21 protein-coding genes are annotated in these 23,878 nt (G+C 60.3%); 9 read left to right on the top strand and 12 right to left on the bottom strand.

Annotated features, from left to right (window positions below; all coding sequences use genetic code 11):
* Positions 1–34: 34 nt before the first annotated feature.
* From pcaF to paaF, 5 genes are read right to left on the bottom strand one after another with little or no spacing between them, the layout of a single operon-like run.
* Positions 35–1,246: a 3-oxoadipyl-CoA thiolase gene (gene pcaF, locus KUF73_RS23735; protein ID WP_218440439.1), complete on the bottom strand. Its 1,212-nt coding sequence runs from the start codon at positions 1,244–1,246 to the stop codon at positions 35–37.
* A complete protein-coding gene (gene paaI, locus KUF73_RS23740) occupies positions 1,239–1,688 on the bottom strand; it encodes a hydroxyphenylacetyl-CoA thioesterase PaaI (protein ID WP_218440440.1) in 450 nt (149 codons plus the stop codon). Before paaI ends, pcaF begins: the two co-directional genes overlap by 8 nt.
* Positions 1,681–3,198: a 3-hydroxyacyl-CoA dehydrogenase PaaH gene (paaH, locus tag KUF73_RS23745; protein ID WP_218440441.1), complete on the bottom strand. Its 1,518-nt coding sequence runs from the start codon at positions 3,196–3,198 to the stop codon at positions 1,681–1,683. The genes paaI and paaH overlap by 8 nt, the downstream gene beginning before the upstream one ends.
* A 3-nt stretch (positions 3,199–3,201) precedes the next feature.
* Positions 3,202–3,993, bottom strand: coding sequence for a 2-(1,2-epoxy-1,2-dihydrophenyl)acetyl-CoA isomerase PaaG (gene paaG / locus KUF73_RS23750; RefSeq protein WP_218440442.1), 792 nt, complete (start codon positions 3,991–3,993; stop codon positions 3,202–3,204).
* Positions 3,994–4,043: 50 nt separating this feature from the next.
* Positions 4,044–4,817, bottom strand: a complete 774-nt coding sequence (gene paaF / locus KUF73_RS23755) for a 2,3-dehydroadipyl-CoA hydratase PaaF (protein WP_218440443.1) — start codon at positions 4,815–4,817, stop codon at positions 4,044–4,046.
* Between the two features lie 349 nt (positions 4,818–5,166).
* On the opposite strand from paaF, the gene paaY reads away from it, so the two are divergent.
* The 3 genes from paaY (at position 5,167) to feaR (ending at position 7,812) form a co-directional block, all read left to right on the top strand.
* Entirely contained in the window at positions 5,167–5,754 is a 588-nt protein-coding gene (gene paaY, locus KUF73_RS23760; protein ID WP_218440444.1) for a phenylacetic acid degradation protein PaaY, read from the top strand.
* Between the two features lie 135 nt (positions 5,755–5,889).
* Positions 5,890–6,813, top strand: a complete 924-nt coding sequence (gene paaX / locus KUF73_RS23765) for a phenylacetic acid degradation operon negative regulatory protein PaaX (protein WP_218440445.1) — start codon at positions 5,890–5,892, stop codon at positions 6,811–6,813.
* A gap of 84 nt (positions 6,814–6,897) precedes the next feature.
* A complete protein-coding gene (gene feaR, locus KUF73_RS23770; RefSeq protein WP_218440446.1) occupies positions 6,898–7,812 on the top strand; it encodes a transcriptional regulator FeaR in 915 nt (304 codons plus the stop codon).
* Between the two features lie 139 nt (positions 7,813–7,951).
* On the opposite strand, the gene KUF73_RS23775 is transcribed toward feaR, so the two are convergent.
* Both KUF73_RS23775 and KUF73_RS23780 read right to left on the bottom strand, forming a co-directional pair.
* A complete protein-coding gene (locus KUF73_RS23775) occupies positions 7,952–8,698 on the bottom strand; it encodes an anti-sigma factor (RefSeq protein ID WP_218440447.1) in 747 nt (248 codons plus the stop codon).
* A complete protein-coding gene (locus tag KUF73_RS23780) occupies positions 8,691–9,203 on the bottom strand; it encodes a sigma-70 family RNA polymerase sigma factor (RefSeq protein ID WP_218440448.1) in 513 nt (170 codons plus the stop codon). Before KUF73_RS23780 ends, KUF73_RS23775 begins: the two co-directional genes overlap by 8 nt.
* Before the next feature lie 153 nt (positions 9,204–9,356).
* Between KUF73_RS23780 and KUF73_RS23785 the strand changes: the two genes are divergently transcribed.
* Entirely contained in the window at positions 9,357–10,325 is a 969-nt protein-coding gene (locus tag KUF73_RS23785) for a metallophosphoesterase (protein WP_218440449.1), read from the top strand.
* Positions 10,326–10,339: 14 nt separating this feature from the next.
* Complete coding sequence (locus KUF73_RS23790) at positions 10,340–10,648, top strand: cupredoxin family copper-binding protein (RefSeq protein WP_218440450.1); 309 nt, start codon at positions 10,340–10,342, stop codon at positions 10,646–10,648.
* Positions 10,649–10,732: 84 nt separating this feature from the next.
* On the opposite strand, the gene tynA is transcribed toward KUF73_RS23790, so the two are convergent.
* Positions 10,733–13,021, bottom strand: coding sequence for a primary-amine oxidase (tynA, locus tag KUF73_RS23795; RefSeq protein ID WP_218440451.1), 2,289 nt, complete (start codon positions 13,019–13,021; stop codon positions 10,733–10,735).
* 231 nt (positions 13,022–13,252) lie between these two features.
* On the opposite strand from tynA, the gene KUF73_RS23800 reads away from it, so the two are divergent.
* The 3 genes from KUF73_RS23800 to KUF73_RS23810 all read left to right on the top strand — a co-directional run bounded on the left by KUF73_RS23800 (position 13,253) and on the right by KUF73_RS23810 (position 17,406).
* Positions 13,253–13,753, top strand: coding sequence for a sigma-70 family RNA polymerase sigma factor (locus tag KUF73_RS23800; protein WP_218440452.1), 501 nt, complete (start codon positions 13,253–13,255; stop codon positions 13,751–13,753).
* 148 nt (positions 13,754–13,901) lie between these two features.
* Positions 13,902–14,885, top strand: a complete 984-nt coding sequence (locus KUF73_RS23805; RefSeq protein WP_218440453.1) for a FecR family protein — start codon at positions 13,902–13,904, stop codon at positions 14,883–14,885.
* Between the two features lie 97 nt (positions 14,886–14,982).
* Positions 14,983–17,406: a TonB-dependent receptor gene (locus KUF73_RS23810; RefSeq protein WP_218440454.1), complete on the top strand. Its 2,424-nt coding sequence runs from the start codon at positions 14,983–14,985 to the stop codon at positions 17,404–17,406.
* A 71-nt stretch (positions 17,407–17,477) separates the two neighbouring features.
* On the opposite strand, the gene KUF73_RS23815 is transcribed toward KUF73_RS23810, so the two are convergent.
* Positions 17,478–19,031, bottom strand: a complete 1,554-nt coding sequence (locus KUF73_RS23815) for a trypsin-like peptidase domain-containing protein (RefSeq protein WP_256345679.1) — start codon at positions 19,029–19,031, stop codon at positions 17,478–17,480.
* Between the two features lie 82 nt (positions 19,032–19,113).
* Entirely contained in the window at positions 19,114–20,265 is a 1,152-nt protein-coding gene (locus KUF73_RS23820) for an MFS transporter (protein WP_218440455.1), read from the bottom strand.
* Between the two features lie 167 nt (positions 20,266–20,432).
* Here KUF73_RS23820 and KUF73_RS23825 point away from each other — a divergent pair, with 167 nt between their 5' ends.
* Entirely contained in the window at positions 20,433–21,425 is a 993-nt protein-coding gene (locus KUF73_RS23825; RefSeq protein ID WP_218440456.1) for a diaminopimelate epimerase, read from the top strand.
* A gap of 112 nt (positions 21,426–21,537) precedes the next feature.
* Here KUF73_RS23825 and codA read toward each other — a convergent pair whose 3' ends face one another.
* Together codA and KUF73_RS23835 are read right to left on the bottom strand one after the other, a co-directional pair.
* On the bottom strand, positions 21,538–22,773 hold the full coding sequence (gene codA / locus KUF73_RS23830; protein ID WP_218440457.1) for a cytosine deaminase: 1,236 nt from the start codon (positions 22,771–22,773) through the stop codon (positions 21,538–21,540).
* A gap of 129 nt (positions 22,774–22,902) precedes the next feature.
* Positions 22,903–23,733 (bottom strand): alpha/beta fold hydrolase, encoded by an 831-nt coding sequence (locus tag KUF73_RS23835; RefSeq protein ID WP_218440458.1) that lies wholly within the window; start codon positions 23,731–23,733, stop codon positions 22,903–22,905.
* Positions 23,734–23,878 lie beyond the last annotated feature (145 nt).

The raw sequence follows: 23,878 nt of genomic DNA on the forward strand, positions 1-23,878 counted from the left end.
GGATACCTCTCGGCTCCTCGGGAATCGCGGTTCTTTAGTGGGATAGACGTTCGATGATCAACGCGATCCCCTGGCCGACGCCGATGCACATGGTGCACAGCGCGTAGCGGCCATTGCGTTCCTCAAGCTCATGCAGGGCGGTGGTCACCAGCCGTGCGCCGCTCATGCCCAACGGGTGGCCGAGGGCGATGGCACCGCCGTTGGGGTTGACCCGTGGATCGGTGTCGCTCAGGCCCAATTCACGCAACACCGCCAGGCCTTGAGCCGCAAAGGCTTCGTTGAGTTCGATGACGTCCACGTCTGCCAGGCTCAGGTTGGCCAGTTCCAGTACCTTGCGGGTCGCTGGCACCGGGCCGATGCCCATGATGCGCGGTTCGACGCCGGCCGTGGCCATCGCCACGACCCGGCCACGGGCAATCAAGCCGTGACGTTTGGCGACTTCCGGGCTGGCCAGCAGCAGCGCGCAGGCACCGTCGTTGACCCCGGAAGCATTGCCGGCAGTGACGCTTCCGCCTTCGCGGAACGGCGTGCCCAGTTTGGCGAGCTGCTCAAGCGTGGTATCGCCGCGCGGGTGTTCATCGTGCTCGACCACTTTGGCCGGGCCTTTGCGCTGGGGTATTTCCACCGCGACGATTTCCTTGGCCAGACGCCCGTTGGCCTGGGCGGCTGCAGCGCGTTGCTGGCTGCGCAGGGCGAAGGCGTCCTGATCGGCCCGGGAGATGTTGAATTGCTCAGCGACGTTCTCGGCGGTTTCCGGCATCGAGTCGATGCCGAAAGCCTTTTTCATCAGCGGATTGACGAAGCGCCAGCCAATGGTGGTATCGAAAATCTCAGCCTGACGGGAAAACGCCTGTTCAGCCTTGCCCATTACCAACGGCGCGCGGGACATCGATTCCACACCGCCCACCAGCATCAACCCGGCCTCGCCACTGCGAATCGCCCGGGCCGCCGTGCCGACCGCATCCAGCCCGGAACCGCACAGGCGATTGAGGGTGGTGCCGGGCACGCTGACCGGCAACCCGGCCAGCAGCGCCGCCATACGCGCGACGTTGCGGTTGTCTTCGCCGGCCTGGTTCGCGCAGCCGTAGATCACGTCGTCGACGCGGCTCCAGTCGACTTGCGGGTGACGGCGCAGCAGTTCGCGCAGCGGCACCGCGCCGAGGTCGTCGGCGCGCACGCTGCTCAAGACTCCGGCGTAACGGCCGATCGGTGTCCGTACCGCATCGATGATCAGGGCGTCATTCATTCGGGTTCTCCTGCGTCAGCACCGGGCCGCGCACTTTGTAGGATTTGCCATGGAACAGGGCGATCAACTGGCCCTGCTGGTTTTCAATACGCACGTCGTAGTTGCCGGTGCGACCGGAGCGGCTTTGCTCGATGCAATCGGCATTCAGCGTGTCACCGAGGCGGGCCGGGGCGATGTAGTCGATGCTGCAACCGATGGCCACCGTGGCCTCGTTGTAGCTGTTGCAGGCGAAAGCGAACGCCGAGTCGGCCAGCGCAAACAGGTAGCCGCCGTGACAGGTGCCATGGCCCTGGAGCATGTCGGCGCGAACGGTCATGCCCACGCGGGCTGCACCTGGGCCGGCGGAGAGCAGGCGCATGCCCATCGCCTGGCTGGCGGTGTCGCGCTCGAACAACGCTTGGGCGCAGGCGCTGGCCAGGTTCATCGCTTCATGGTTAGTCATGGAATGTTCTCCCTTCAGCGATGCGGCGACGCAACAGCAGCGATGGCCGATAGCGTTCTTCGCCATAACTGGCTTGCAGGTTTTCCAGCACGTTGAGGATGTGCGAAAGGCCAATCGCATCGGCCCACGCCAGCGGGCCTTGTGGGTAGTTGACGCCGGCACGCATGGCCAGATCGATGTCGGCGGCCGAGGCGACGCCTTGCAGCAGGGCGTCGGCCGCTTCGTTGGCGAGCATTGCCACCGTGCGCAAAACAGCCAGCGCCGGGCTGTCGCTGAGCGGGCTGACTTTGAAACCGGCTCGTTGCAGCAGGGCAATGCCTTGGTCGAGGGCTAGCGGGTCAATGCCTGCTGCATAGCTGATGGCGATGCGTTGGGCCTTGCTGTAATCGAGGGTCAAATCCAGCAGGATCAGGTTGCGCAGGCCATCTTCACGCGCTCGCTGGCATGCCATGCGCCCGTCGCTCAGGGCCAGCACCGCATCACCGACGCGCAGCAAGCCCGAGCCATCGCGCTGGATGACTTCGACGCCTTGTTCGCGGAGACGCGCAAGCAAACCCCGGGCGATCCCCAGGTCTCCTTCGGCCATGCAGACTTCTACGCTCGCCGTGCTGCTGATCTCAGCGGCTTGCGGGCGTTCTGCGCCCTGGGCGTAGCTGTAGAAACCCTGACCGCTTTTACGCCCCAGACGTCCGCCGTCCACCAGTTCTTTCTGGATCAGCGAGGGCAGGAAACGGGTGTCGTTGTAATAGGCGTCGAACACCGAGCAGGTCACGGCATAGTTAACGTCGTGGCCGATCAGATCCGTCAGCTCGAACGCGCCCATGGCAAAACCACCGGCCTCGCGCATCAGCGCATCCAGCGTTGGGCAATCGGCCGCGCCTTCCTGCAACAGGCGCAGGCTTTCGGCGTAGAACGGTCGGGCTACGCGGTTGACGATAAAGCCCGGCGTGGAGCGGGTGTGTACCGGTTTTTTGCCCCAGGCTTTGGCGGTGTCGTACAGGCATTGCGCCAAGGCTGGATCGCTGGCCAGGCCCGAGACGATTTCCACCAGCGCCATGACCGGCGCCGGATTGAAGAAGTGCAAACCGAGCAGACGTTGCGGGTGATCCAGTTGCGCGGCGATGCGGGTGATCGACAGCGACGAAGTGTTGCTGGCCAGAATGCAGTGTTCGCCACAGATGCTTTCCAGTTGGCGGAACAGCGCACGCTTGACCTCAAGGTTTTCGACGATGGCCTCGATGATCAGATCGCAATCAGCCAGGACTTCGATGGCTTCCACGGCTTGCAGGCGGGCAATGGTCGCGCTGCGCGAGTCTGCGGAGAGCTTGCCGTTCTCGACCCGTTTGCCCAATTGCCGGTCAATACCTTCGATGGCCTGAGCAGCGGCGCCGGGACGGTTGTCCAGCAGCAATACCGGATGACCGGCCTGTGCCGCGACTTGGGCAATGCCCGCGCCCATGGCGCCGGCACCGATCACGGCGATGCGTGCAGAGGTATTCAATGCGCTCATGACTCAGCGTCCCTTGAAGCTAGGGGTGCGTTTTTCCATGAAGGCGCCGACGCCTTCGCGGTAGTCCTCGCTGCGCCCGGCCAGGCGTTGCAGGTCGCGTTCCAGTTCCAGCTGTTCGTCGAAGCTGTTGCTCAGGCTGGCGTTGAGGCTGCGCTTGATCAGCGCCAGGCCGTAGGTCGGCTGGGTGGCCAGGTGTTGCGCGAGTTTCAGCGCTTCGTCGCGCAGTTCGGCGTCTTCGACGCAGCGGTAAATCAAGCCCCATTGCTCGGCCTGTTCGGCGGTCAAACGGTTGCCGAGCAACGCCAGCGCCTTGGCGCGCGCCATGCCGACCAGGCGCGGCAGGGTCCAGGTGCCACCGGAATCGGGAATCAGGCCGATTTTGCAGAACGCCTGAATGAAGCTGGCCGAACGCGCTGCCAGCACCAGGTCGCAAGCCAGCGGAATGTTGGCACCGGCACCGGCCGCCACGCCGTTGACTGCGCAGATCACCGGCATTTGCAGATCACGCAATTGGCGGATCAGCGGGTTGTAGAACTTCTCGATGGACTCGCCCAGGTCCGGCACGGCGCTGCCCGGCGCGACATTGCGGTCGCTGAGGTCTTGCCCGGCGCAGAAGCCGCGACCTTCACCGGTCAGCAGCAGCACGCGCACGTCCGGGTTCTGCCGGACTTGCTTGAGCGCTTCCTTCACTTCGCCATGCATCTGCGTGTTGAAGCTGTTCAGTTGGTCCGGGCGATTGAGGCTGAGGAGGGCGACGCCGGCCTCGATGGAAAACAGGATGTGTTCGAAATTCATGGTCTTGGCGCTCTCTGAGAGGTCGTTCGAATTCAGTGATGGACGGCGGATTACTGACCGGTGAAGGTCGGCGTGCGCTTTTCCTGAAAGGCTGCAATGCCTTCGTCGCGGTCGCGGGTGCCGGCCAGGACAGTGAAGGCGTGGCGCTCGAAACGCAGGCCGCTGGCCAGGTCGGTGTCCATGGCCTTGAGCAATGCTTCCTTGGCCAGCCGCACGGCCAGTGGTGCTTTGCCGGCAATATTGCGGGCGATCTGTACGGCGCGTTCGACGGTGAATTCCGGCTGGGTCACTTCGCTGACCAGGCCAGCGCGTTGTGCCTGACGGGCGTCGATTGGCTCACCGGTCAACACCATTTGCATGGCCATGGATTTGCCGACGGCGCGCAGCAGGCGTTGGGTGCCTCCGGCGCCGGGCATGATCCCGAGGTTGATTTCCGGCTGGCCGAAACGGGCGTCTTCGCCGGCAACGATGATGTCGGCGTGCATCGCCAGTTCGCAGCCGCCACCGAGGGCAAAGCCGTTGACCGCGGCAATCAGCGGTTTGCTGAAGCGGGTGATGGCCTGCCACGACGCCTGGCGCGGGTCGTCGAGGATGCCGACAAGATCGCGTTCGGCCATTTCCTTGATGTCGGCGCCAGCGGCGAAGGCCTTGCGACTGCCGGTGATCACTACCGCGCGGGTATCGGCATCGGCTTGTGCGGCGCTCAATTCGTCCGCCAGTTCGCCCAGCAGTTGGGTGTTCAAGGCATTCAAGGCTTGCGGGCGCTGCAAGGTAATCAGGCGGACGCCGGGCTCGATCAGTTCGACGGCAAGGGTTAGAGGCATGGCAGATGCCCTCACGGTGCGCGCTCGGCGGTGATGCCGGCTTGTTATTGGATCGACCACAGGGGCCGGTTTTGCCCGAGTATACCTGTAACGTGATACGTAAATGCAATACTAAAATTGATTTAATGTGTCTTATTGGTGTGAGTTTGGTTTTATAAGGCAGCTTTTTTGTGAAGGGGAACTGAGAGGATTAACCATATTTTATTGGTTTAAAGGCTCTTTCAGGCCACTTGCAGCGACTGACTGGCCGGCTGCATTTCAAGTGATACGGTTTTTTGTCTTTGTGCTGGTAAAAGCGATGTGATACAAAATAGGCCATTATCGGCATCGCTTTGTGAAGGAACCTTCCATGACCTGCTACAGCCTTGATGGCCTGACCCCGGTGGTTGATCCGAGCGCCTATGTGCATCCGTCCGCCGTGCTGATCGGTGACGTGATCGTCGGCCCGCATTGCTACGTCGGGCCCCTGGCGAGCCTGCGCGGTGACTTCGGGCGGATCGTGCTGGAGGAGGGTGCCAACCTGCAGGACACCTGCGTGATGCACGGTTTTCCGGACAGCGACACCGTGGTCGAGCGCAATGGCCACATCGGCCACGGCGCGGTGTTGCACGGTTGCCGGATCGGCACCGATGCACTGGTGGGCATGAATGCAGTGGTGATGGACAACGCACGGATCGGCCCGCGCTCATTCGTGTCGGCGGCGGCGTTCGTCAAGGCCGGTTTTGAGTGTCCCGAACAGTCGCTGGTCATGGGCGCACCCGCCAGCATCAAGCGCACGCTCAGCGATCAGGAAGTGGCGTGGAAACAGGCGGGCACCCGCGAGTATCAAGCGTTGGCCAAGCGTTGCCTGGAACAGATGCAAGCCTGCGAACCGTTGACCGAACCGGAAGCGGATCGCCCGCGCATCAGCGACAGCGGCCTTCGACCAAAAGGCTGACCCCTGTAGGAGCTGCCGCAGGCTGCGATCTTTTGATCTGGATTTTAAAAAAAACAAAATCAAAAGATCGCAGCCTTCGGCAGCTTCTACATGGATTTTAGGTATATTCCTTTTCTTTTTTAGCTCGGTACGCCCATGTCGTCCCTGACACCGTTGAACCATTTGATTACGCGCTTCCAGGAGCAGACGCCGATTCGCGCCAGTTCCTTGATCATTACGTTGTACGGTGATGCCATCGAACCCCATGGCGGTACTGTGTGGCTGGGCAGCCTGATTCAATTGCTCGAACCGATCGGCATCAACGAACGGCTGATCCGCACCTCGATTTTTCGCCTGACCAAGGAAGGCTGGCTGACCGCCGAAAAGGTTGGGCGGCGCAGTTACTACAGCCTGACCGGCACCGGGCGCCGGCGTTTCGACAAGGCGTTCAAGCGGGTCTACAGCACCAGCATGCCGGCGTGGGATGGTTCCTGGTGCCTGGTGATGCTCTCGCAACTGACCCAGGACAAGCGCAAACAAGTGCGCGAAGAACTGGAATGGCTAGGTTTTGGTGCGATCTCGCCAGCGGTGCTGGCCTGCCCACGCAGCGACCGCACTGACGTCAACGCGACGTTGCTCGACCTCGGCGCCCTGGAAGAAACTATCGTCTTCGAAACCACCGCCCAGGACGTACTCGCCTCCAAGGCCCTGCGTCTGCAAGTGCGCGAGAGCTGGAACATCGAAGAGCTGGCGACCCATTACAGCGAATTCATCCAACTGTTCCGACCGCTCTGGCAAGCGCTTCGCGAGCAGGAAAACCTGCAACCGGCCGACTGCTTCCTGGCACGGATCCTGCTGATTCACGAGTACCGAAAACTGCTGTTGCGCGACCCGCAATTGCCGGACGAGTTGTTACCCGGTGATTGGGAAGGGCGTGCGGCCCGGCAGTTGTGCCGCAATATTTACCGTTTGATCTACGCCAAGGCCGAAGAGTGGCTCAACTCTGCTCTGGAAACGGCCGATGGTCCGTTGCCGGATGTGGGCGAAAGCTTTTACCGGCGGTTTGGCGGACTGAAATAGCACGTCATTGTTCAAGGACCCGAAGCACCCCGATGTCGTGTGGATTGACGTAGACAATAAAAATAAGCCTGCGCGAGGCCTGACATGATTTCTACAATTGCACAGCGCCAAAATGGGTTCGATCAGTGGATCCATCAGATCAACCAGATTTGCGGTGCGTTCAACGCTCAGCCGCTGGGCGGCGGGTTTGCCGGCCAGATCCGCGAGTACCACAGCGATGCGCTCAAGATCAGCGTCGTCGATGCCTGCCAGGCGCGGCTCTTTCGCACGCCGCAGGAAGTCGCGGCGGGCGAGGGCGGCAAATATTTTGCGGTGTTCCAGCTCGATGGTACGGCGGGCATGGCCCAGGGCGACGATAAGGCGATGTTGTCGGCTGGCGACATCACACTGATCGATGCGTCAAAGCCCAGTGACTTTACCTACAGCGAAAACTCCCGGCAGTTGTCGCTGATCCTGCCGTATCAACTGGTCGAGCAAACCCTGCGCTTCAACCAGGTCAAGTGCGGCCAGCGCATCGCCGGGACATCGCCCATCGCGATGTTGTCGCACCGCTTGATCCTTGATGCCACTCGCCAGCCAAACCTGAGCCGCCAGGAAAGCGAAGCGACGCTGGAAGCGGTGGTCAGCCTGTTGCGCCCGGCCATCAGCCAGGCTGACGACAGCTCGGATTTGCACGAGCGCACGTTCCGCAAAACCCTGGGTTTTATTGACCAGCACATTCGCTCGGAAGAGCTGTGTCCGGAATGGCTGGCGCGGGAAGTCGGCATGTCCACCCGAGGCCTGTACCGGATGTTTGCCAAGAAGGGGCTGGTGGTCGCGCGTTACATCAAGAACCGTCGGCTGGACCTGTGCGCCGAATCCCTGCGTCAATCGAGCAAGGAACAGAAGTTGTCGGTGTTGGGGTATTCGTGGGGGTTTTCCGATTCGAGCTATTTCTCGACGGCATTCAAATCGCGCTTCGGTATCGCGCCGGGGGAGTACCGCAAGCAGCATGCTTAATATTTCACTGAAGAAACAAATAACCCTGTAGGAGTGAGCCTGCTCGCGATGAGGGCAGTACATCCAGCATTCATGTTGAATGTTCCGCCGCCATCGTGAGCCGGCTCGCTCCTACAGGGATTTTTGTGTGATCGATAACTTACGGCTTGAGCAACTGACTGAACGCCTCCAGCTCACTTTTCTCCACATCGGAAACCAGCACAAAGCGCATGTGGTTCTCTTGCCAGGACACTACGTTAAAGCCGCGTATCGCCTGACTCTGCGGCGGCTTGTCGGCCTCCTGCGTGGGCAGGATAAACACATTGATAATGTGCTTGTTGCGTCCATAACTCAGGGCCGCGGTGGTCTGGTGTTGCAGATAATCCAGGCGCCCACCCAGCAACGGAAATCCCTGAGTCGCGTAATCGAACACCGGCGGCGAAAAGTCGAGTTTGCCAGTGAACCAGGGCTTCACGGTATGGCGGTCGGACGAAACCACATCGTTCAAATGCTCGCCCATCAACGAGCGAACATGGCTGGAAACCGCCTCATCCATCAACGGCTGTTCGCTGGCCGGCGTCGCGACATAAAGCACCATGGCCAGGGCCAGCGCAGCTGCTGAAAAAACCGGTGCGAACCAGGTTCGCCATCGCGCAATGGTGCGAGTTGCCGGGGCAGCAGGCGCAACGGCGGCGAATACACTGGCCGTCAACGATGCCGGCGCTGCGTAATACGGTGCATGGCGCTTCACGCTAACCATTAGCCGCTTCGCCTGATCCTGCAGCCGCGCACACTCGGTGCACCCGGCCAAATGCCCGGCCACGTCCGCAGCCGTCGGCGGATCAAGTTCTTCGTCCAGATAGCCCTGCATCAGCCTCTGGCAAACCGTGCACTGGAGTTCATTCATGATCGTGCAACTTCAATAGTTCGAGCTTGAGCATGGCGCGAGCCCTGGCCAGTCTCGACATGACGGTGCCGATGGGAATGTCGACCACCAGGGCGATGTCCTTGTAGGGCATGTCTTCGAGTTCCTTCAGCACAATTACCTCCCGAAACGCTGGCGGCAGGGCGCGCAGGGCTTGCTGGATCTGCGCTGCATTTTCTGTGTGAATGGCCAACAGTTCCGGGGTTTGGCTATGGCTCAGTGCCTCGCTTCCTTCGCAAAACCCGTCATCGAAAGCGACCCAGTGGTGTCCGGCCGAGGCCTTGAGCCAGGTGTAGCTTTCATTGCGCACGATGGTCAGAAACCAGGCTTTGGCGTTGCCGTCGGCGAAGCGGTGCAAAAACCTGAAAGCGCGCAGGGCGCTTTCCTGCACGACATCGCGCGCGGCGCTGTCGTTGCCGGTGAGCCAGCGCGCGAGGTTGTAGGCGGCGTCCAGGTGGGGCGCAAACAATTCCTCAAATCGCTTCATAGTGGTTCCCGCACTGTCCCACCTCTATAACCGTGCAGCGTTGCGGTTTATTCCCGGGGAAAAATATTTTTTCGACGGGGAATAAACACCCGTCCGGCCAGGTTTTACCTCGTGTCAGTTTCATCACTGTAGCTCTCCAGCGAGGCAAACCCGATGGACATTCATTCAAAACACCAACGACGGTTCGACGGCCCGTTGAACCCTGATCGCCGAACCTTGCTCAAGTGTTCGGCATGGGCCGGGGCGGGCGTCATCTGGGCCCTGAGCGGCGGTATTCCCCGGGCTTTCGCACTGGATGAGGCGGGTAACGTTTCCGACCCCAAGGCGTTGGCCAGTACGTTCCACTTCGTGCAGATCAGCGACTCGCACATCGGTTTCAACAAGGAGGCCAACCCGGAACCTGTGAAAACCTTGCAGGTGGCCATCGACAAGGTCATCGCGCTGCCAAAACGGCCGTCGCTGATCCTGCACACCGGCGATATCACCCACCTGTCCAAACCCGAAGAGTTCGACACCGCCGCGCAGTTGCTCAAAGGCTTGCCTTCTACCGTGCACTACGTGCCGGGCGAGCATGACACCCTCGACGAGGGCGGCGGCAAGCTCTATCTGCAACGTTACGGCAAGGGCACCAAAGGCAATGGCTGGTACAGCTTCGATGACCACGGCGTGCATTTCATTGCGCTGGTGAATGTCTTCAATTTTCAGGCGGGCCATGAAGCGACCTTGGGCACCGATCAACTGGCCTGGCTGGCCGATGACTTGCGCGCGGTGTCGAGCAGCACGCCCATCGTGGTGTTTACCCATATTCCGTTGTGGACGGTTTATCAGCCGTGGGGTTGGGGCACCGAGGACGGCGACCAGGCGATTGCCATGCTGCGCAAGTACGGTTCGGTGACGGTGCTGAACGGGCATATCCATCAGGTCATTCAGAAGGTCGAAGGCAATATCACCTTCCACACCGCTCGGGGCACGGCTTACCCACAGCCTGCACCGGGTGCGGCACCCACACCAGGGCCGATGACGGTCGCGGCCGATCAACTGCGCAATTATCTGGGGATCACCGACGTGCGAGCGACGCAGGGCGATCATCCGCTGGCATTGATCGATTCGACACTGGTTTAGGGGGAGGGGATCGGATGAAAACGCGAGTATTAGCCGTTTTCTGCCTGATGCTATCGACGCCGGTTTGGGCTCAGGAGGTGAAGATCGATATCAAGGAATTCATGTTCGGGCCCAAGGATTTGACCGTGGCCGTGGGCGACAAAGTGACGTGGGTGAACGACGACGAGATCCCGCACACCGTGGCGGAAACCCACAAACTGTTTCGCTCCGGGGCGCTGGATACGAGTGACAGTTTTTCCTGGGTGTTCAACACGCCGGGGGAGTTTGAGTATTTTTGTGCGCTGCATCCGCAGATGATCGGGAAGATTGTGGTTCGCCAGTAGATCAAAAGATCGCAGCCTGCGGCAGCTCCTACAGGGAAATGCATTCACAATGTAGGAGCTGCCGCAGGCTGCGATCTTTTGCTTTTACTTAGGTGCGCTGAGGTTCAAGGTCGGCGTTTCATCGAAGAAGTTCCACGGCTTCAGCAGCACGTGCACCCACTCGGTCGGCATGATCGGCCATTCCTCAGCCCGCGCGATGTGCGTGGTGCCGGTGGTCAGCCAGACCACGTCGTCGGTGTTTTCAATCGACTGGTTGTCCTTGGTGAACTGCCCAAGGCCCGAGTCTTTGTCCGAGCGGTTCGGGTACTTGCCTTCCGGGTACTTCTCTTCAGGGTTGTAACGGGTCACCCACAGCTGCTTGTCCATGAAGCTCAGGCGGTGGTAAAGCCATTCGTCCTGGCCGAAGTTGGCGCCCTTGGCCACCGGGTGCGTGCCGCCGGCATACGGGATCAACTGATAGGAAACCGGGTTGCCGACTTTGTTTTCCTTGCTGAAGTTGGTCATCAGGCGAACGGTCGACGGGTCGAATTTCTGCGCCGCTTGCTGCTCGGTGCTGACTACTTTGGTTTCGGTCTGCATGGTGCTGGTGCGCGGGCCGCCACGGTCGTTCGGGGCGATAACCGGGTTCACTTCCACCAGCGAGTTGTTTTCACCATCCACGTCCATGTCCAGACGGAAGTTGTAGATGTGCTGGTGCGTGGTGCCGACGATGTTGTGGTCGAGCAGGGTGCCGTAGCGGGTGTCTTCCTTGGCGGTGTCTTCGTGCATGGTCTTGGACTTCACGCCTTTGACTGCTTCGATACCGGTGGCACCGGCGTCGATGCCGATGGTGCCGTTCTGCTGGAAGACCCAGTCGAAGATGTAGTCGTAGTTGCCGACAGTGCTGATCCAGCGCACTACCAGTTCACGACGTTCGGTGCTGAGGTTGGGCTGGCCCATTTCCTGGTGTTTGTACTCGGGGCCGGCATAGCGCTCGAACACGGCCATGGCGCGCGGGATTGCGGTGGGTGCGCCGGTGTAGTCGGCGATGGTGGCGTCCAGCAGCACGGCGTTTTCCGGGGCGTCTTTGCCGCGGGCAATCGGCGAGGTCAGGGTGCCCATGCCGTAGTCGCCTGAATCGAGGTAGGCCTTGAAATACCAGCCGACATCCGGGTCGCCGTAAGGCACGATCATGCCGCCCAGCGAGCCTTCGTACATGATTTTGCGTTTCTTGCCCTTGTCGTCATAGGTGACGGTGGACAGGATCGGGCCAACGCGCGAATCGAGGCGAACGTGGAAGTCCCAGTTCTGCCAGTGAATGCTGTTGCCGGTGATGGTGTAGTTCTTGCCTTCGGGCTCGATGATTTCCAGCGGCTTGACCTGCGTGCCTTTACGTCCGCGACCGTCATACGGCGTCGGCTTCATTGGCACCGGGATAAGCGCTTCGTCTTCGATCTTGATCAGCTTTTTCTGTTCCAGATCGACGATGGCCACCAGGCCCTCGATCGGGTGCGCCCAATAGTTGCCGTCATCGGTATTGAGGTAGCTGACGATTTTCAGCAGGCGTTTGTCCTGCGCCAGACCGTCCTTGCCATCGAAATAGCCGACGGTCAGCGGCGTGGCCACGACCTTTTTCACATCATTGATGCCACGCTTGGCCAGGGCCTGCGCATATTCCGGGCTGTTCTCGACGGCCGATTGCACCGTGGCGAAATCGTCCAGCAGCACCATGCCGTGCGCGCCTTCAATCGGAGCCCAGGACTTGAGGGATTTGCTGTCGAGATCAACCAGCGCTTCGATCACATGCTTGCCGTCCAGCACGACGATATTGGCCTGGCGCGGTTGGGTGACGTTTTGTCCGGTGTAGACGAAGTTCCACACCTGATCCTTTGGCGGCTCCTTGACCGAGACTTCGGTGAAGCGGAAACCGGGTTGGTAATGTTCGGACTTCTTGACGATGTCCACCGCCGCGGTGATTTCGGCTGCCGTCAGCGGGTTGAGCGGGCTAGGGCGGGTTTCAACGACAAAAGTCTTGTCCAGGCCCGACTGGAACACCTGGTTGATGAAGTCTTTGGACATAAACGCCGTGTGGTCCTTGAACACCACCGGCACGGTCAGCTCTATGCGCTTGCCGTTGAGCATGGCCACTTTGCTGTTCGGCTTGACCTTGAGGTAGACCCCGTCCTTGGCGATGGTGAACAGGTTGGAATAGTCGTCCCATTTGACCGTGGCGCCAAACTCCTCAAGGCCCGCTTGCAGCGGCACCATTTCGGCATGGCCGCCGTGAGCCTGGGCAGTGCCCGCCCAGAAAGGCAGGCCGATGGCGCTCAGGGTGATGGCCAGGGCGAGGCGGGTCAGCGGTTTTTTATTAAGCGACGATTTAGAGCTGAACATGTGTGAATTCCTGGGGAAAAGCCGGTGACAGGCATGACAGCACTTTGCTACAGCCTATGAATGGCTGCTTTGGGATTCCTGCCAGAATCCTTTGTTTGTGTGCCTGATTCAGCTTTCCCGACTGGCGGTGGATTGGCAAGCAGACAAAGCGCTTTGACGTGGGCTGCAAACCATTGCTTCCAGTTAATAGGAAGCATTACTATTCACGCCCCGTTTACACAGCATGCCGCAATGACCCCCAAGCTGCCCCGCAGACACGGCTTTTTCGAGCATTACGAAGAGTTGGTTGGCACCTGGACCCGTCGCCTGAGAAATCGTCAGCAGGCCGAGGATCTGGCCCACGATACCTTTGTGCGGGTGCTTGAGTCCGATTCTGCGGCGGTACAGCAACCTCGGGCGTATCTGCACCAGACCGCGCGCAATATCGCAGTGGACGGTTATCGGCGTGAGGATCGGCGGGGTGCCATGGAGTCAGAGGCGATTGATCACAGTGAGTCGCCAACCGGCGACCCGGAGCATTTCATGCATGCGGTCCAGTTGGCTGATTCCATCGAGCGGGCGCTCACCGAGCTGCCGGTCAACTGCCGCAAGGTGTTTGTCTGGCAGAAAATCGAAGGCCTGACCCAGGCTGAAATCGCCGAACGCCTGGGACTGTCCAAGAACATGGTGGAAAAGTATATGATCCGCACGCTTCGGCATCTGCGTGACCGCCTGGACGGGTTGCAATCATGATGCGCGGTGACTTCTGTAGGAGCTGCCGAAGGCTGCGATCTTTTGGCGGTCTTGAAATCGCCGAAGATCAAAAGATCGCAGCCTGCGGCAGCTCCTACATAAAGCGGATCGGCCGCGCCTTCTCATCCCCAGCCAAACAGGAACTTCCATGATGGATACTCGTGATTGTGCGTGCGGGCAAACAACGGTTCGCGACGAAGCGGCGCGGTGGTTTGTGCGTTTGCAGGAACCTGCCGTCGATGTCGAAGCGTATCGCCAGTTCGAAACCTGGCTGGGCGAACACCCTCAACACCGAAATGAATTCGAATTGCTCCAGGGCCTGTGGACAGCCGCCGACCTGGTGCCGGCCGCGCGTCTGAAAGCCCTCTGTGAAGAAACGCCGACTCGCAATAAACGCCGCCCGATAATGCGTTATGCGGTGGCTGCCAGCGTGGTGGCGGTGGCACTCGGGTTGGGGCTGTTCAGCGGCTTGAATCATCCTGCGACTTACACCGCCGAGTTTTCCACAGCGCTGGGCGAACGTCGCCATGTCGCGTTGCCGGACGGTTCGGTGGTCGATCTGGACAGCCGCAGCCGGATTCAGGTGCGCTTTGAAAAGAATCGCCGTGGCATTGAACTGACCGAAGGCGAAGCGATGTTCAGCGTCGAACACGACACCCGCCGGCCATTCGTGGTCGAGGCCGGTAGCGGCAAGGTCACTGTCACCGGCACGCGTTTCGACGTGCTCCATGGCAGCGCCGAAACCCGGGTCGTGGTCGAGCAGGGCACCGTCAAGGTTCAAGGGCACTCGGCGGCCGACAATGATTTCGTCAGCCTCACTGCCGGCATGGGCAGCCACGTCGATGCGCAAGGCAAAGTCGCGGCAGCCTATGCGGTCAACCCGGCGGAACTGACGGCGTGGCGCAGCGGCAAACTGGTGTTCAACAACGCCAGCCTGGCCGATGTCGCCGAGCAGGTCTCACGTTATCGGGAGAAGCCACTCAGGATTGGCAACGCGGCGGTGGGCAATCTGCGCCTGACCAGCGTGTTCAAATCCGACAACACCGATGCGCTGCTCAAGGCCTTGCCGAGCATCCTTCCGGTGGCCGTGCGCACTCTGGATGACGGCAGCCAGGAAATAATTTCAAAATAAATTCAGGTTTTTTTCGAGTTCATCGTCTTCCTGTTCAACTGCAACTGGTTTGCATTAACAAGCGCACACTCTTGCGATCCACAGGACTACGTTCGACGTGAAGAAATCCACCGCAAAAAACAACAAACTCCCTTGGTTGCCGCTGGCGCTCGCGCTGGCGGTCAACGTTGCGATGCCCCGGGCATTCGCCGCTGACGCCATTCACATCCAGGCGCAGCCATTGGGTCAGGCCTTGAGTGAGCTGGGCCAGCAAACGTCGTTGCAGGTTTTTTTCAGTCCTGAACTGGTGGCCGGCAAACAGGCCCCGGCGGTGGACGGCAATATTTCGCCGGAAGAGGCGCTGCGTCTGTTGCTGCAGGGCAGCGGCCTGCAATACCAGATCGATGAAGGTTCGGTGACGCTGCTGCCGGCGCCGGCTTCGGCGGCCAATGGCCCGATGGAACTGGGCGTGACCGACATCAAAGTGGTCGGCGACTGGCTCGGCGACGCCGATGCCGCCGTGGTGCAGAACCACCCCGGCGCGCGTACCGTGGTCCGCCGCGAGGCGATGGTCGAGCAAGGCGCCATGAATGTCGGCGACGTGTTGAAGCGCGTGCCGGGTGTTCAGGTGCAAGACGCCAACGGCACCGGCGGCAGCGACATTTCCCTGAACGTCGGCGTTCGCGGCCTGACCTCACGCCTGTCGCCACGCTCCACCGTTTTGATCGACGGCGTACCTGCCGCGTTCGCCCCGTACGGTCAGCCTCAGTTGTCCATGGCACCGATTTCCTCGGGCAACCTGGACAGCATCGACGTGGTTCGCGGCGCCGGCTCCGTACGCTACGGGCCACAGAACGTCGGTGGCGTGATCAACTTCGTGACCCGCGCGATTCCTCAACAAGCCTCGGCGGAAATCGGCACGACGCTGGAAACTTCCCGGCACGGCGGCTGGAAACACATCGACACCGCGTTTGCCGGCGGCACCGCCGATAACGGCATCGGCGTCGCGCTGCTGTACTCCGGCGTCAACGGCAATGGTTACCGTGAGCGCAACAACGGCAACGACATCGACGATGTGATCCTCAAGACCCATTGGGCGCCGACTGATTTCGACGATTTCAGCCTCAATTTTCACTACTACGATGCCAGCGCCGACATGCCCGGCGGCCTGACGCAGGCGCAGTACGATGCCGATCCATTCCAGTCCGACCGTAACAACGACAACTTCAGCGGCCGTCGCAAGGACGTGTCGTTCAAGTGGGCGCGGGAAATCGACGACCGTACCCAGGCTGAAGTGCTGACCTACTACTCGGACAGCTTTCGTGGCAGCAACATCGCCGCGCGGGACCAGAAGACCCTCGGCTCGTTTCCGCGTACCTATTACACCTTCGGCATCGAACCGCGGGTCTCCCATGTGTTCGACGTCGGCCCGACCACCCAGGAAGTCAGTGTCGGTTATCGCTACCTGAAAGAAGGCATGCACGAAGAGGCCAGCCGCCTGGCGCTGGTCAACAACGAGCCGGTCGTGACCAAGACGTCGGACGGGCATGTGTACCAGGACCGCACCGGTGGCACTGAGGCCAACTCGGTTTACGTCGACAACAAAATCGATGTCGGCAACTGGACCGTCACCCCAGGTATTCGTTTCGAGCACATCAGCACGGATTGGCATGATCGCCCGGTGCTCGACACTGCCGGCAAACGCGTACCAGAGAAAAACCGCAGCATCGAGAGCAATGAGCCGCTGCCGGCTTTGAGCGTCATGTATCACATCTCCGATGCCTGGAAGCTGTTCGCCAACTACGAGACTTCGTTCGGCAGCCTGCAGTATTTCCAGCTCGGTCAAGGTGGCTCGGGTGACGAAACCGCCAATGGCCTGGAACCGGAAAAGGCCAAGACCTACGAGGTCGGCACACGCTACAACGATGATGTGTGGGGCGGTGAAGTGACGCTGTTCTACATCGACTTCGATAAAGAGCTGCAATACATCAGCAACGATGCGGGCTGGACCAACCTTGGCGCGACCACGCACCGGGGTATCGAAGCCTCGGTGCACTACGACATGGCCGCGCTGGACCCACGCCTTGAAGGCCTGACCGCCAACGCCGGTTTCACCTACACCCGTGCGGTGTATGAAGGTGAGATTCCCGACTTCAAGGGCCGCGACCTGCCGTTCTACTCGCGTCAGGTGGCGACTGCCGGCCTGCGGTACGACATCAACCGCTGGACCTACAACCTCGATGCCTTCGCCCAGTCCAAACAGCGCTCGCCGGGTGTGGCGATCAATGCCGATGGTAGTTTCACCAATAACTACATCACCGAAGGCACCGCCGATGGCCAGTACGGCGACATTCCGGGTTACGTGACCTGGAATGTGCGCAGCGGCTATGACTTCGGTCCGTCGGTTTCGAATCTGAAAGTCGGTGCCGGTGTGAAGAACATCTTCGACAAGCAGTACTTCACCCGCTCCAGCGACAACAATTCGGGCATGTATGTGGGTGCACCGCGTACGTTCTTTGTGCAGGCCAGTGTAGGGTTCTGATCTTTATGCCAGACCGCTTACTGGGTTCGAACCCAGTAAGCGGTCTGGCTTTACGATTCGCAATCCAGCTTTCAGGGTGGCAGAAGAAAGTCGACTGACGGTCCTGAATTTCCCGCTGCATCCCCTCCCTTGAGACAGACTTTCTGTTGACCCTCGGCAATCGATACATGGAAAACCCCGGTTGATGGCGAGACCTCCTGGTAGTTTTCTTCCTTGTCGCAGTCCACCGTCTGCACCTTGCCGGTCTTGTATCGGTATTGGTCGGAGTCAAGATACGGTCTGATCGGATATGCCCTTACGTCATAATCGCTCTCTCCAATCGAGTCAGCCCTGTAAACCGGTGAGAGCGGCGCTGGCTCTTCCATCAGCCATCGCCAATAAACAATGGCGTTTCGAGCGTCCCATTGCCCCGGCACGTCTGTCGGTCGTTGTTGGCCAATGACACAGAGGAAATACAAACCCGCACCTTCGCGCAGTTCTCTGCTCAGTTGATTTTGGCCTTCGGGTTTGCTGGCGTGGACCTCGCTATAGCCATTGATCGACTCGCAATCGGCCAGTGTTTGCGTGTGTCGGTAGCGATAAAAGGGCGCGTTCAGGGAGAGCCGCTGGTCCCACCTCCAAGGGATGATCTCGCCATTGGCTTCGCGTTGAACCTTCACGTAGTCGGTTGCATCTGTCGATAGTGGAAAAGACCAGGTGGGGCCCAAAGGGCAGCGAGCCTCACGGGGACTGAAGTGCCCTTCGAGAAAGCATCTATCCAGCCCCTCGGCCGGCGACGCATAGTTGGTATCAAGCTGCTTGTTGACCTTTCCTTCTGCCACTTCACAAGGTGCGCCCGTGGAACATACGTGCTGACCGCTACCACGCGTGGTTGTGCCTAGAACACCAACGATTTCATTGGTATAGCGGCCCAATACGGGTGAGCCTGATATTCCGTTGATCACATCCAGGCATTGATTGCTCGATTGATCGACCCACCGCCATGGACCCTCAAGAATGGCGGCCTGATGATCCTGCTTGCAGGCCATACGCTGAACAAAGCCATTGAGAGGAGCACCGACAATCAGAATGTCGTTGTTCGGCATCATGGCATGAGCGGCGATTTTCAGAGGCTTAATGCCGTCTGCGATTAACTGTTCCAGCGATCGACTCAGTTGAACGAGGGAGATGTCCTGACCTCTGAGGGTGCTCCAGTTAATGGCGCTGACAGCGTAGGTTTTTTGCCGCTGCTCAGTGTCGTGGAAGAAGTTGAAGGTCACCGTGCCGGTCGCCGGCTGGTTCACAATGAATTCGTTGGAAAGTTGTGGATCAGTGCAGTGCCCGGAAGTCAGGACGTAGGCAGGACCGGCGAGGCCTTCAGTGTTGCGGGTGTCGATGAGCGAGCCTGTGCAGGTCATGCCGCCATCCACCATGACCCGGCCAATGCCTTGCCAGTGCGCATAACGCCCGTCGACATTGGACAGTTGTTGTGCCGGTGAGAGGTTGGGCGCTCCTTCACCCCAATCCACTCTGTCGGGGGCGGCGTGTGCACCGCCGCCCTTCAAGATGAGAAGACTGGTGAAGACCAGTCCCGCGATCAATCGTGGTTTCATGATTCGTCCCTGGTTGCACAGTTCAGGGTTCATGGTGTTGGCTTGTTCAAAGGGTGTCTACTGTCAAAATTGCCAGTAAATGGCCCCGTTGATCGGATGCAGTGTTGCTGACGTCTTAGACCTTCAACACCTTCCCGCCAATGGCCACTGCCACCAGCAACACCGCCATCAAGCCTGTGGCGAAACTCAAACTGCTGCCATGGGCGATGAATCCGATGACCGCAGGCCCTGCGAGAATTCCTGCGTAACCCAGGGTGGTAATCGCCGGCACGGCAATGCTTTGTGGCATGACGGTCTGCTTGCCGACTGCGGTGTACAGCACTGGCACAATGTTCGAGCAGCCGGCCCCCAGCATCGCATACCCCACCAGCGCCGCTTCCCAGCTCGGGGCAAATGTCGCCAGAAACAGCCCGGCCGCTGCGGTCAGCCCACCGAATACAATCACCCGCGTTGCGCCAAGACGACGCACGATTGAGTCACCGGTCAAGCGTCCAGCCGTCATGGTCAGGGCAAACGCCGCATAACCCAATCCGGCATAGGCGGTGTCGATCCCGCGTTCCTGCGTCAGGAACACCGCGCTCCAGTCGAGTGCCGCGCCTTCGGCGAGGAACACGATGAAGCACATCCCACCAATGAACAGCACGATGCCATGGGGAGCGGCAAACGCCGGTCCCGAGCTTTCACTGCCGTAGGGCAACAGGTGTGGCACAGCCCTGGCCAGTGCGATCAGCAGCAACACAACCACCGCCAGCATCGCGCCCAACGGTGAAATCCCAAGACCGAGCAGCGCACTGACACCCGCCGCGCCGACGATCCCGCCGAGACTGAACATGCCGTGGAAACCCGACATCATGTTCTTGCCACTGGCGCGCTCGACAATGACTGCTTGCAGGTTAACCGTTGAATCGACCGTGCCAAGGCCTGCGCCGAACATGAACAGGGCCGCGATCAGTGCCGGGATTGAAGACACTGTTGCCAGCAGCGGCAGGGCCAGGCAGATCAACAAAGTGCCGCCGGTCGCCACTTTCCGACAGCCGAAACGCGTGGCCAGAAGTCCGGCCAGGGGCATCGCCAGAATCGAGCCCACGCCCAGGCACAACAGCAACAAACCGAGAGTGCCTTCATCCAGCCCGGCCCGGGCCTTGGCGTATGGCACCAGCGGTGCCCACGCCGCGATGCCGAACCCGGCGATGAAAAAGGCGATGCGCGTGGACATCTGTTCCAGACGCCCCGGCACGAACGAGGTCTGGGTGTGGAGGTTGGTCATATCAATCCCTGGCAAAAAAGTCGCGTCTCCAAGGGACAATGATCCGCCGGCGAGGGTTCGATCAGCGTCCGCAGGGTCTGCGGTCAATCAGGCTGACATCCTTGCACAGCCCGAGCGGGTTTCGCGATATGTTGGGCCAGACCCAACATTCCAGCAGGGAGGGCGCCATGGCGCGGATGTACGATGCACGGGGCAATATCTACATAGTTGTGGCGCCAGAAGAATTGCGCCGCCAGGGAATCGTCTTGCCGGATCAGGCCAATGACGCGGCGCAAAGCCGCGAGGCATGGACGTTGTCGGCCGTTGAGGCTTTTTGCAGTTGGGCGCCCGGCACGCAACCACCCGGTAGCAAGGATCATTGCAGTGATGGCTTGCTGGTCGGCCCGTTCCAGGCGGCGCCTCCGTTTGATCTGTTGATCGTAAACACTGACGGCACCCTGGCCGAACGCAGTGGTAACGGGCTGACGATTTTTTCTCAGGCGCTCAGCGATCAGGGACTTTGGCCGGGTGACGAGGCATGCGTGCTCAGGGTTTATCACGACAAGGCCGATGTGGTTTCGCCGGGGGAAACATCGGTGAAAGCGGCGCAGGTCGAAGGCGTGCACGGGTTCTGGCTGGACCTGGGTAAACCGACGTTCGGGCCCGGCGCGGTCAGTGCGTATGGGGTTGAAAGTGTTGCATTCGAGGGCCGTGAACTCAGCCATGTGCAGCCGTTGGCGTCATTGAATGCGGCCTGGTCGCGCAGTCAGTTCGTGCGGGTTGGCAATCCGCATTGCGTGACGCTGGTGGATGACGTTCAGGCATTGCCAAGCAATGAGCAGATGCGTGAACCGGCGTTGGGGGAAGGGCTGACGCGAATTGCCTACGCGATGCCGACCGGGGCGGGACAGCCATGCCCGGCCGGGATCAATCTGCAATGGGCGATGCTTGAGTCCGACGGCCGAATTGCTGCGCGGGTGTTCGAGCGGGGCGAAGGGCCGACGGCGTCTTCGGGCACCAGCGCCAGCGCGGTGGCGTGTTCCGCGTGGCGGGTGGGCTGGGTGAAGGCCGGGGAGGTGAAGGTGGTGATGCCGGGAGGCACGGCGCCGATTTTGCTGGAGGAAGAGCAGGGGGAATTGAGTCGGGTCAGCCTGTTTGGTACGGCGCGTTTGGTGGGGTGATTTCGAAATCGCCATTGCGAGCAAGCTCGCTCCAACAGGGGATTTGTGAACGGCACAGGTCCAGTGTGGGAGCGGGCCTGCTCGCGATGAGGCCAGCCCAGTCAATGAATACTCAAGCCCAATCCACCACCGGCATCGTCCGTTTCATCAACACCTTGCCTCCGCGAACCGAGTACAGCGGCAACCCCTGGCTGCGGATCACCTCGTAATCGCTCTCCGCCGACAGAATCAGCAAATTCGCCGGCCGCCCCGGCTCCAGCCCGTAACGATCCCCCAACGCCAGAGCCTTGGCGCTGTTGTCGGTGACCAGGTCCAGCGCGGTTTGCAGGTTGCGGTAACCGAGCATGTGGCAGATGTGCAGGCCCGCTTCGAGCACTCGCAGAATGTTGCCATTACCCAGCGGATACCATGGGTCGACAATCGAATCCTGGCCGAAACACACGTTCATGCCGGCTTCGAGCAACTCATTGACCCGGGTTACGCCCCGGCGTTTCGGGAAGTTATCGAAGCGTCCTTGCAGGTGAATGCTTTCGGTCGGGCAGGAAACAAAGCTGATTCCCGAATGCCCGAGCAGACGAAACAGTTTGGCGCAGTAGGCATTGTCGTAGGAACCCATGGCCGTGGTGTGGCTGGCGGTGACCCTCGAACCCATGTCGCGGCTGCGCGCTTCTTCGGCCAGTACTTCGAGAAAACGTGAGTGCGGGTCGTCGGTTTCATCGCAATGCACATCCACCAGGCAGCCGGTGCGCTCGGCCAGGTCCATCAGAAACTTCACCGAACTCACGCCTTGATCGCGGGTGTACTCGAAGTGCGGAATACCGCCGACCACGTCCGCGCCCATGTGGATTGCCTCTTCCATCAGGTCTCGACCGTTACGGTAGGACTCGATGCCTTCCTGGGGGAACGCGACGATTTGCAGGTCGATCAGGTGACGGCTTTCCTCGCGCACTTCGAGCATCGCCTTCAGCGCGGTCAACTGCGGGTCGGTGACGTCGACGTGAGTGCGCACATGCTGGATGCCGTGGGCTGCGAGGGTTTCGATGGTTTTCTTGGCGCGGGTCTTGGTGTCTTCCTGGGTGATGGTCGCCTTGCGCTCGCCCCAGCATTCGATGCCTTCGAACAGTGTGCCGCTCATGTTCCAGCGCGGCTCACCGGCGGTCAGGGTGGCGTCGAGATGAATGTGCGGCTCGACGAAGGGCGGCACTACAAGGTTGCCGCCAGCGTCCAGATCCTCGGGCCCCAGGGTCGGGGCTTCGGTCTGCCGGGCAATGTTGCTGATCAGTCCGTTTTCCAGGTGTAACTCATGCAGGCCTTCCTGGTGGCGCAATCGGGCATTGATGATGTGCATCAGGAGAGTCCTTTATGGAAAGTCTGCCCTTACGTTAGCCCGGCAGCGGCGATCCCCGCCAGTGACATTAATCAAATGCAGGCGCGGGCTTGCTCTCTGTAGGAGCTGCCGAAGGGGGATTGGGTGAAGTCAGGAGGATTTTTGCAGGGGCAAAAACCGCATCAGCGCGGCAACAATGGCCTCGGGTGCATCTTCCTGAACCAGATGCCCGGCGTTGGCAATCGGCTGAAACTGCGCGCCGGGAATCATCTGCTGCAAAGCCCGGCCACGCTCGATCGGAATCCACTGATCGTCCTCGCCCCAGAGTATCTGCACCGGACACCGAATCCTCGGGTACAACCCTTCAGCCTCACGGGTATAGCGCTCGTCCATCTGCGCGATCTGCCGATAAAACGCCGCTTGCCCCGTTTCCCCCAGCCACGGTTGCACATACGGTGCGAGCTCATCGTCAGGGATATCCCGCTTGATCGCCCCGCGAATATAGGTCGGCACGATGGCGCGCTGAATGTAGTCGGGCACCCCGCTGAACGCCGCCTCATGCTGGCGCACATGCTGCACGAACGGCGAACCCCAGGGCGTCAGCGCCACCGGATCGATCAGCGTCAGGCTGCGGTAATCCTTGCCGTTCAACAGGTGAGTACGCAGGGCCGTCGCGCCGCCAAAGTCATGGGCCACTACATCAGGCCGATCCAGCCCCCAGTGTTCCAGCAACTGCGCCAACAGTTGATTCTGCACGCCGAGCGACACATCGCCGTCAGGCTTGGCGGATTGCCCATAGCCCAGCAAGTCGAAGTAATGCACGCGGTGCGAGTGAGTGAAGTACGGCGCAATCCGGTGCCAAACATAAGAAGAGAAAGGCGTGCCATGCACAAACACCATCGGCGGGCCATCACCGCGTATGGCGTAGCGGATGGGTTGTCCGTTGAAGTCAAAGACTTGATCCAGTGGCCATTCAGTCATGGGCTTGTCCTCTTGGCGGGTGCGAGGGGAAAAGCATAGGCATAAAAAAACAGCCATTGAAGACTGTTCTTTATTTTGCGGACAAAACGCACTTCCATGTAGGAGCTGCCGCAGGCTGCGATCTTTTGATCTTTGTCTTTTGACT

Origin of the sequence: Pseudomonas sp. PD9R (genome assembly GCF_019200975.1) — a bacterium.
Taxonomy (GTDB): Bacteria; Pseudomonadota; Gammaproteobacteria; order Pseudomonadales; family Pseudomonadaceae; genus Aquipseudomonas.

Coding starts and splice junctions, on each gene's coding strand:
- pcaF (WP_218440439.1), bottom strand. CDS start 1,246: ATGAATGACGCCCTGATCATCGATGCGGTACGGACACCGATCGGCCGT.
- paaI (WP_218440440.1), bottom strand. CDS start 1,688: ATGACTAACCATGAAGCGATGAACCTGGCCAGCGCCTGCGCCCAAGCG.
- paaH (WP_218440441.1), bottom strand. CDS start 3,198: ATGAGCGCATTGAATACCTCTGCACGCATCGCCGTGATCGGTGCCGGC.
- paaG (WP_218440442.1), bottom strand. CDS start 3,993: ATGAATTTCGAACACATCCTGTTTTCCATCGAGGCCGGCGTCGCCCTC.
- paaF (WP_218440443.1), bottom strand. CDS start 4,817: ATGCCTCTAACCCTTGCCGTCGAACTGATCGAGCCCGGCGTCCGCCTG.
- paaY (WP_218440444.1), top strand. CDS start 5,167: ATGACCTGCTACAGCCTTGATGGCCTGACCCCGGTGGTTGATCCGAGC.
- paaX (WP_218440445.1), top strand. CDS start 5,890: ATGTCGTCCCTGACACCGTTGAACCATTTGATTACGCGCTTCCAGGAG.
- feaR (WP_218440446.1), top strand. CDS start 6,898: ATGATTTCTACAATTGCACAGCGCCAAAATGGGTTCGATCAGTGGATC.
- KUF73_RS23775 (WP_218440447.1), bottom strand. CDS start 8,698: ATGAATGAACTCCAGTGCACGGTTTGCCAGAGGCTGATGCAGGGCTAT.
- KUF73_RS23780 (WP_218440448.1), bottom strand. CDS start 9,203: ATGAAGCGATTTGAGGAATTGTTTGCGCCCCACCTGGACGCCGCCTAC.
- KUF73_RS23785 (WP_218440449.1), top strand. CDS start 9,357: ATGGACATTCATTCAAAACACCAACGACGGTTCGACGGCCCGTTGAAC.
- KUF73_RS23790 (WP_218440450.1), top strand. CDS start 10,340: ATGAAAACGCGAGTATTAGCCGTTTTCTGCCTGATGCTATCGACGCCG.
- tynA (WP_218440451.1), bottom strand. CDS start 13,021: ATGTTCAGCTCTAAATCGTCGCTTAATAAAAAACCGCTGACCCGCCTC.
- KUF73_RS23800 (WP_218440452.1), top strand. CDS start 13,253: ATGACCCCCAAGCTGCCCCGCAGACACGGCTTTTTCGAGCATTACGAA.
- KUF73_RS23805 (WP_218440453.1), top strand. CDS start 13,902: ATGATGGATACTCGTGATTGTGCGTGCGGGCAAACAACGGTTCGCGAC.
- KUF73_RS23815 (WP_256345679.1), bottom strand. CDS start 19,031: ATGAACCCTGAACTGTGCAACCAGGGACGAATCATGAAACCACGATTG.
- KUF73_RS23820 (WP_218440455.1), bottom strand. CDS start 20,265: ATGACCAACCTCCACACCCAGACCTCGTTCGTGCCGGGGCGTCTGGAA.
- KUF73_RS23825 (WP_218440456.1), top strand. CDS start 20,433: ATGGCGCGGATGTACGATGCACGGGGCAATATCTACATAGTTGTGGCG.
- codA (WP_218440457.1), bottom strand. CDS start 22,773: ATGCACATCATCAATGCCCGATTGCGCCACCAGGAAGGCCTGCATGAG.
- KUF73_RS23835 (WP_218440458.1), bottom strand. CDS start 23,733: ATGACTGAATGGCCACTGGATCAAGTCTTTGACTTCAACGGACAACCC.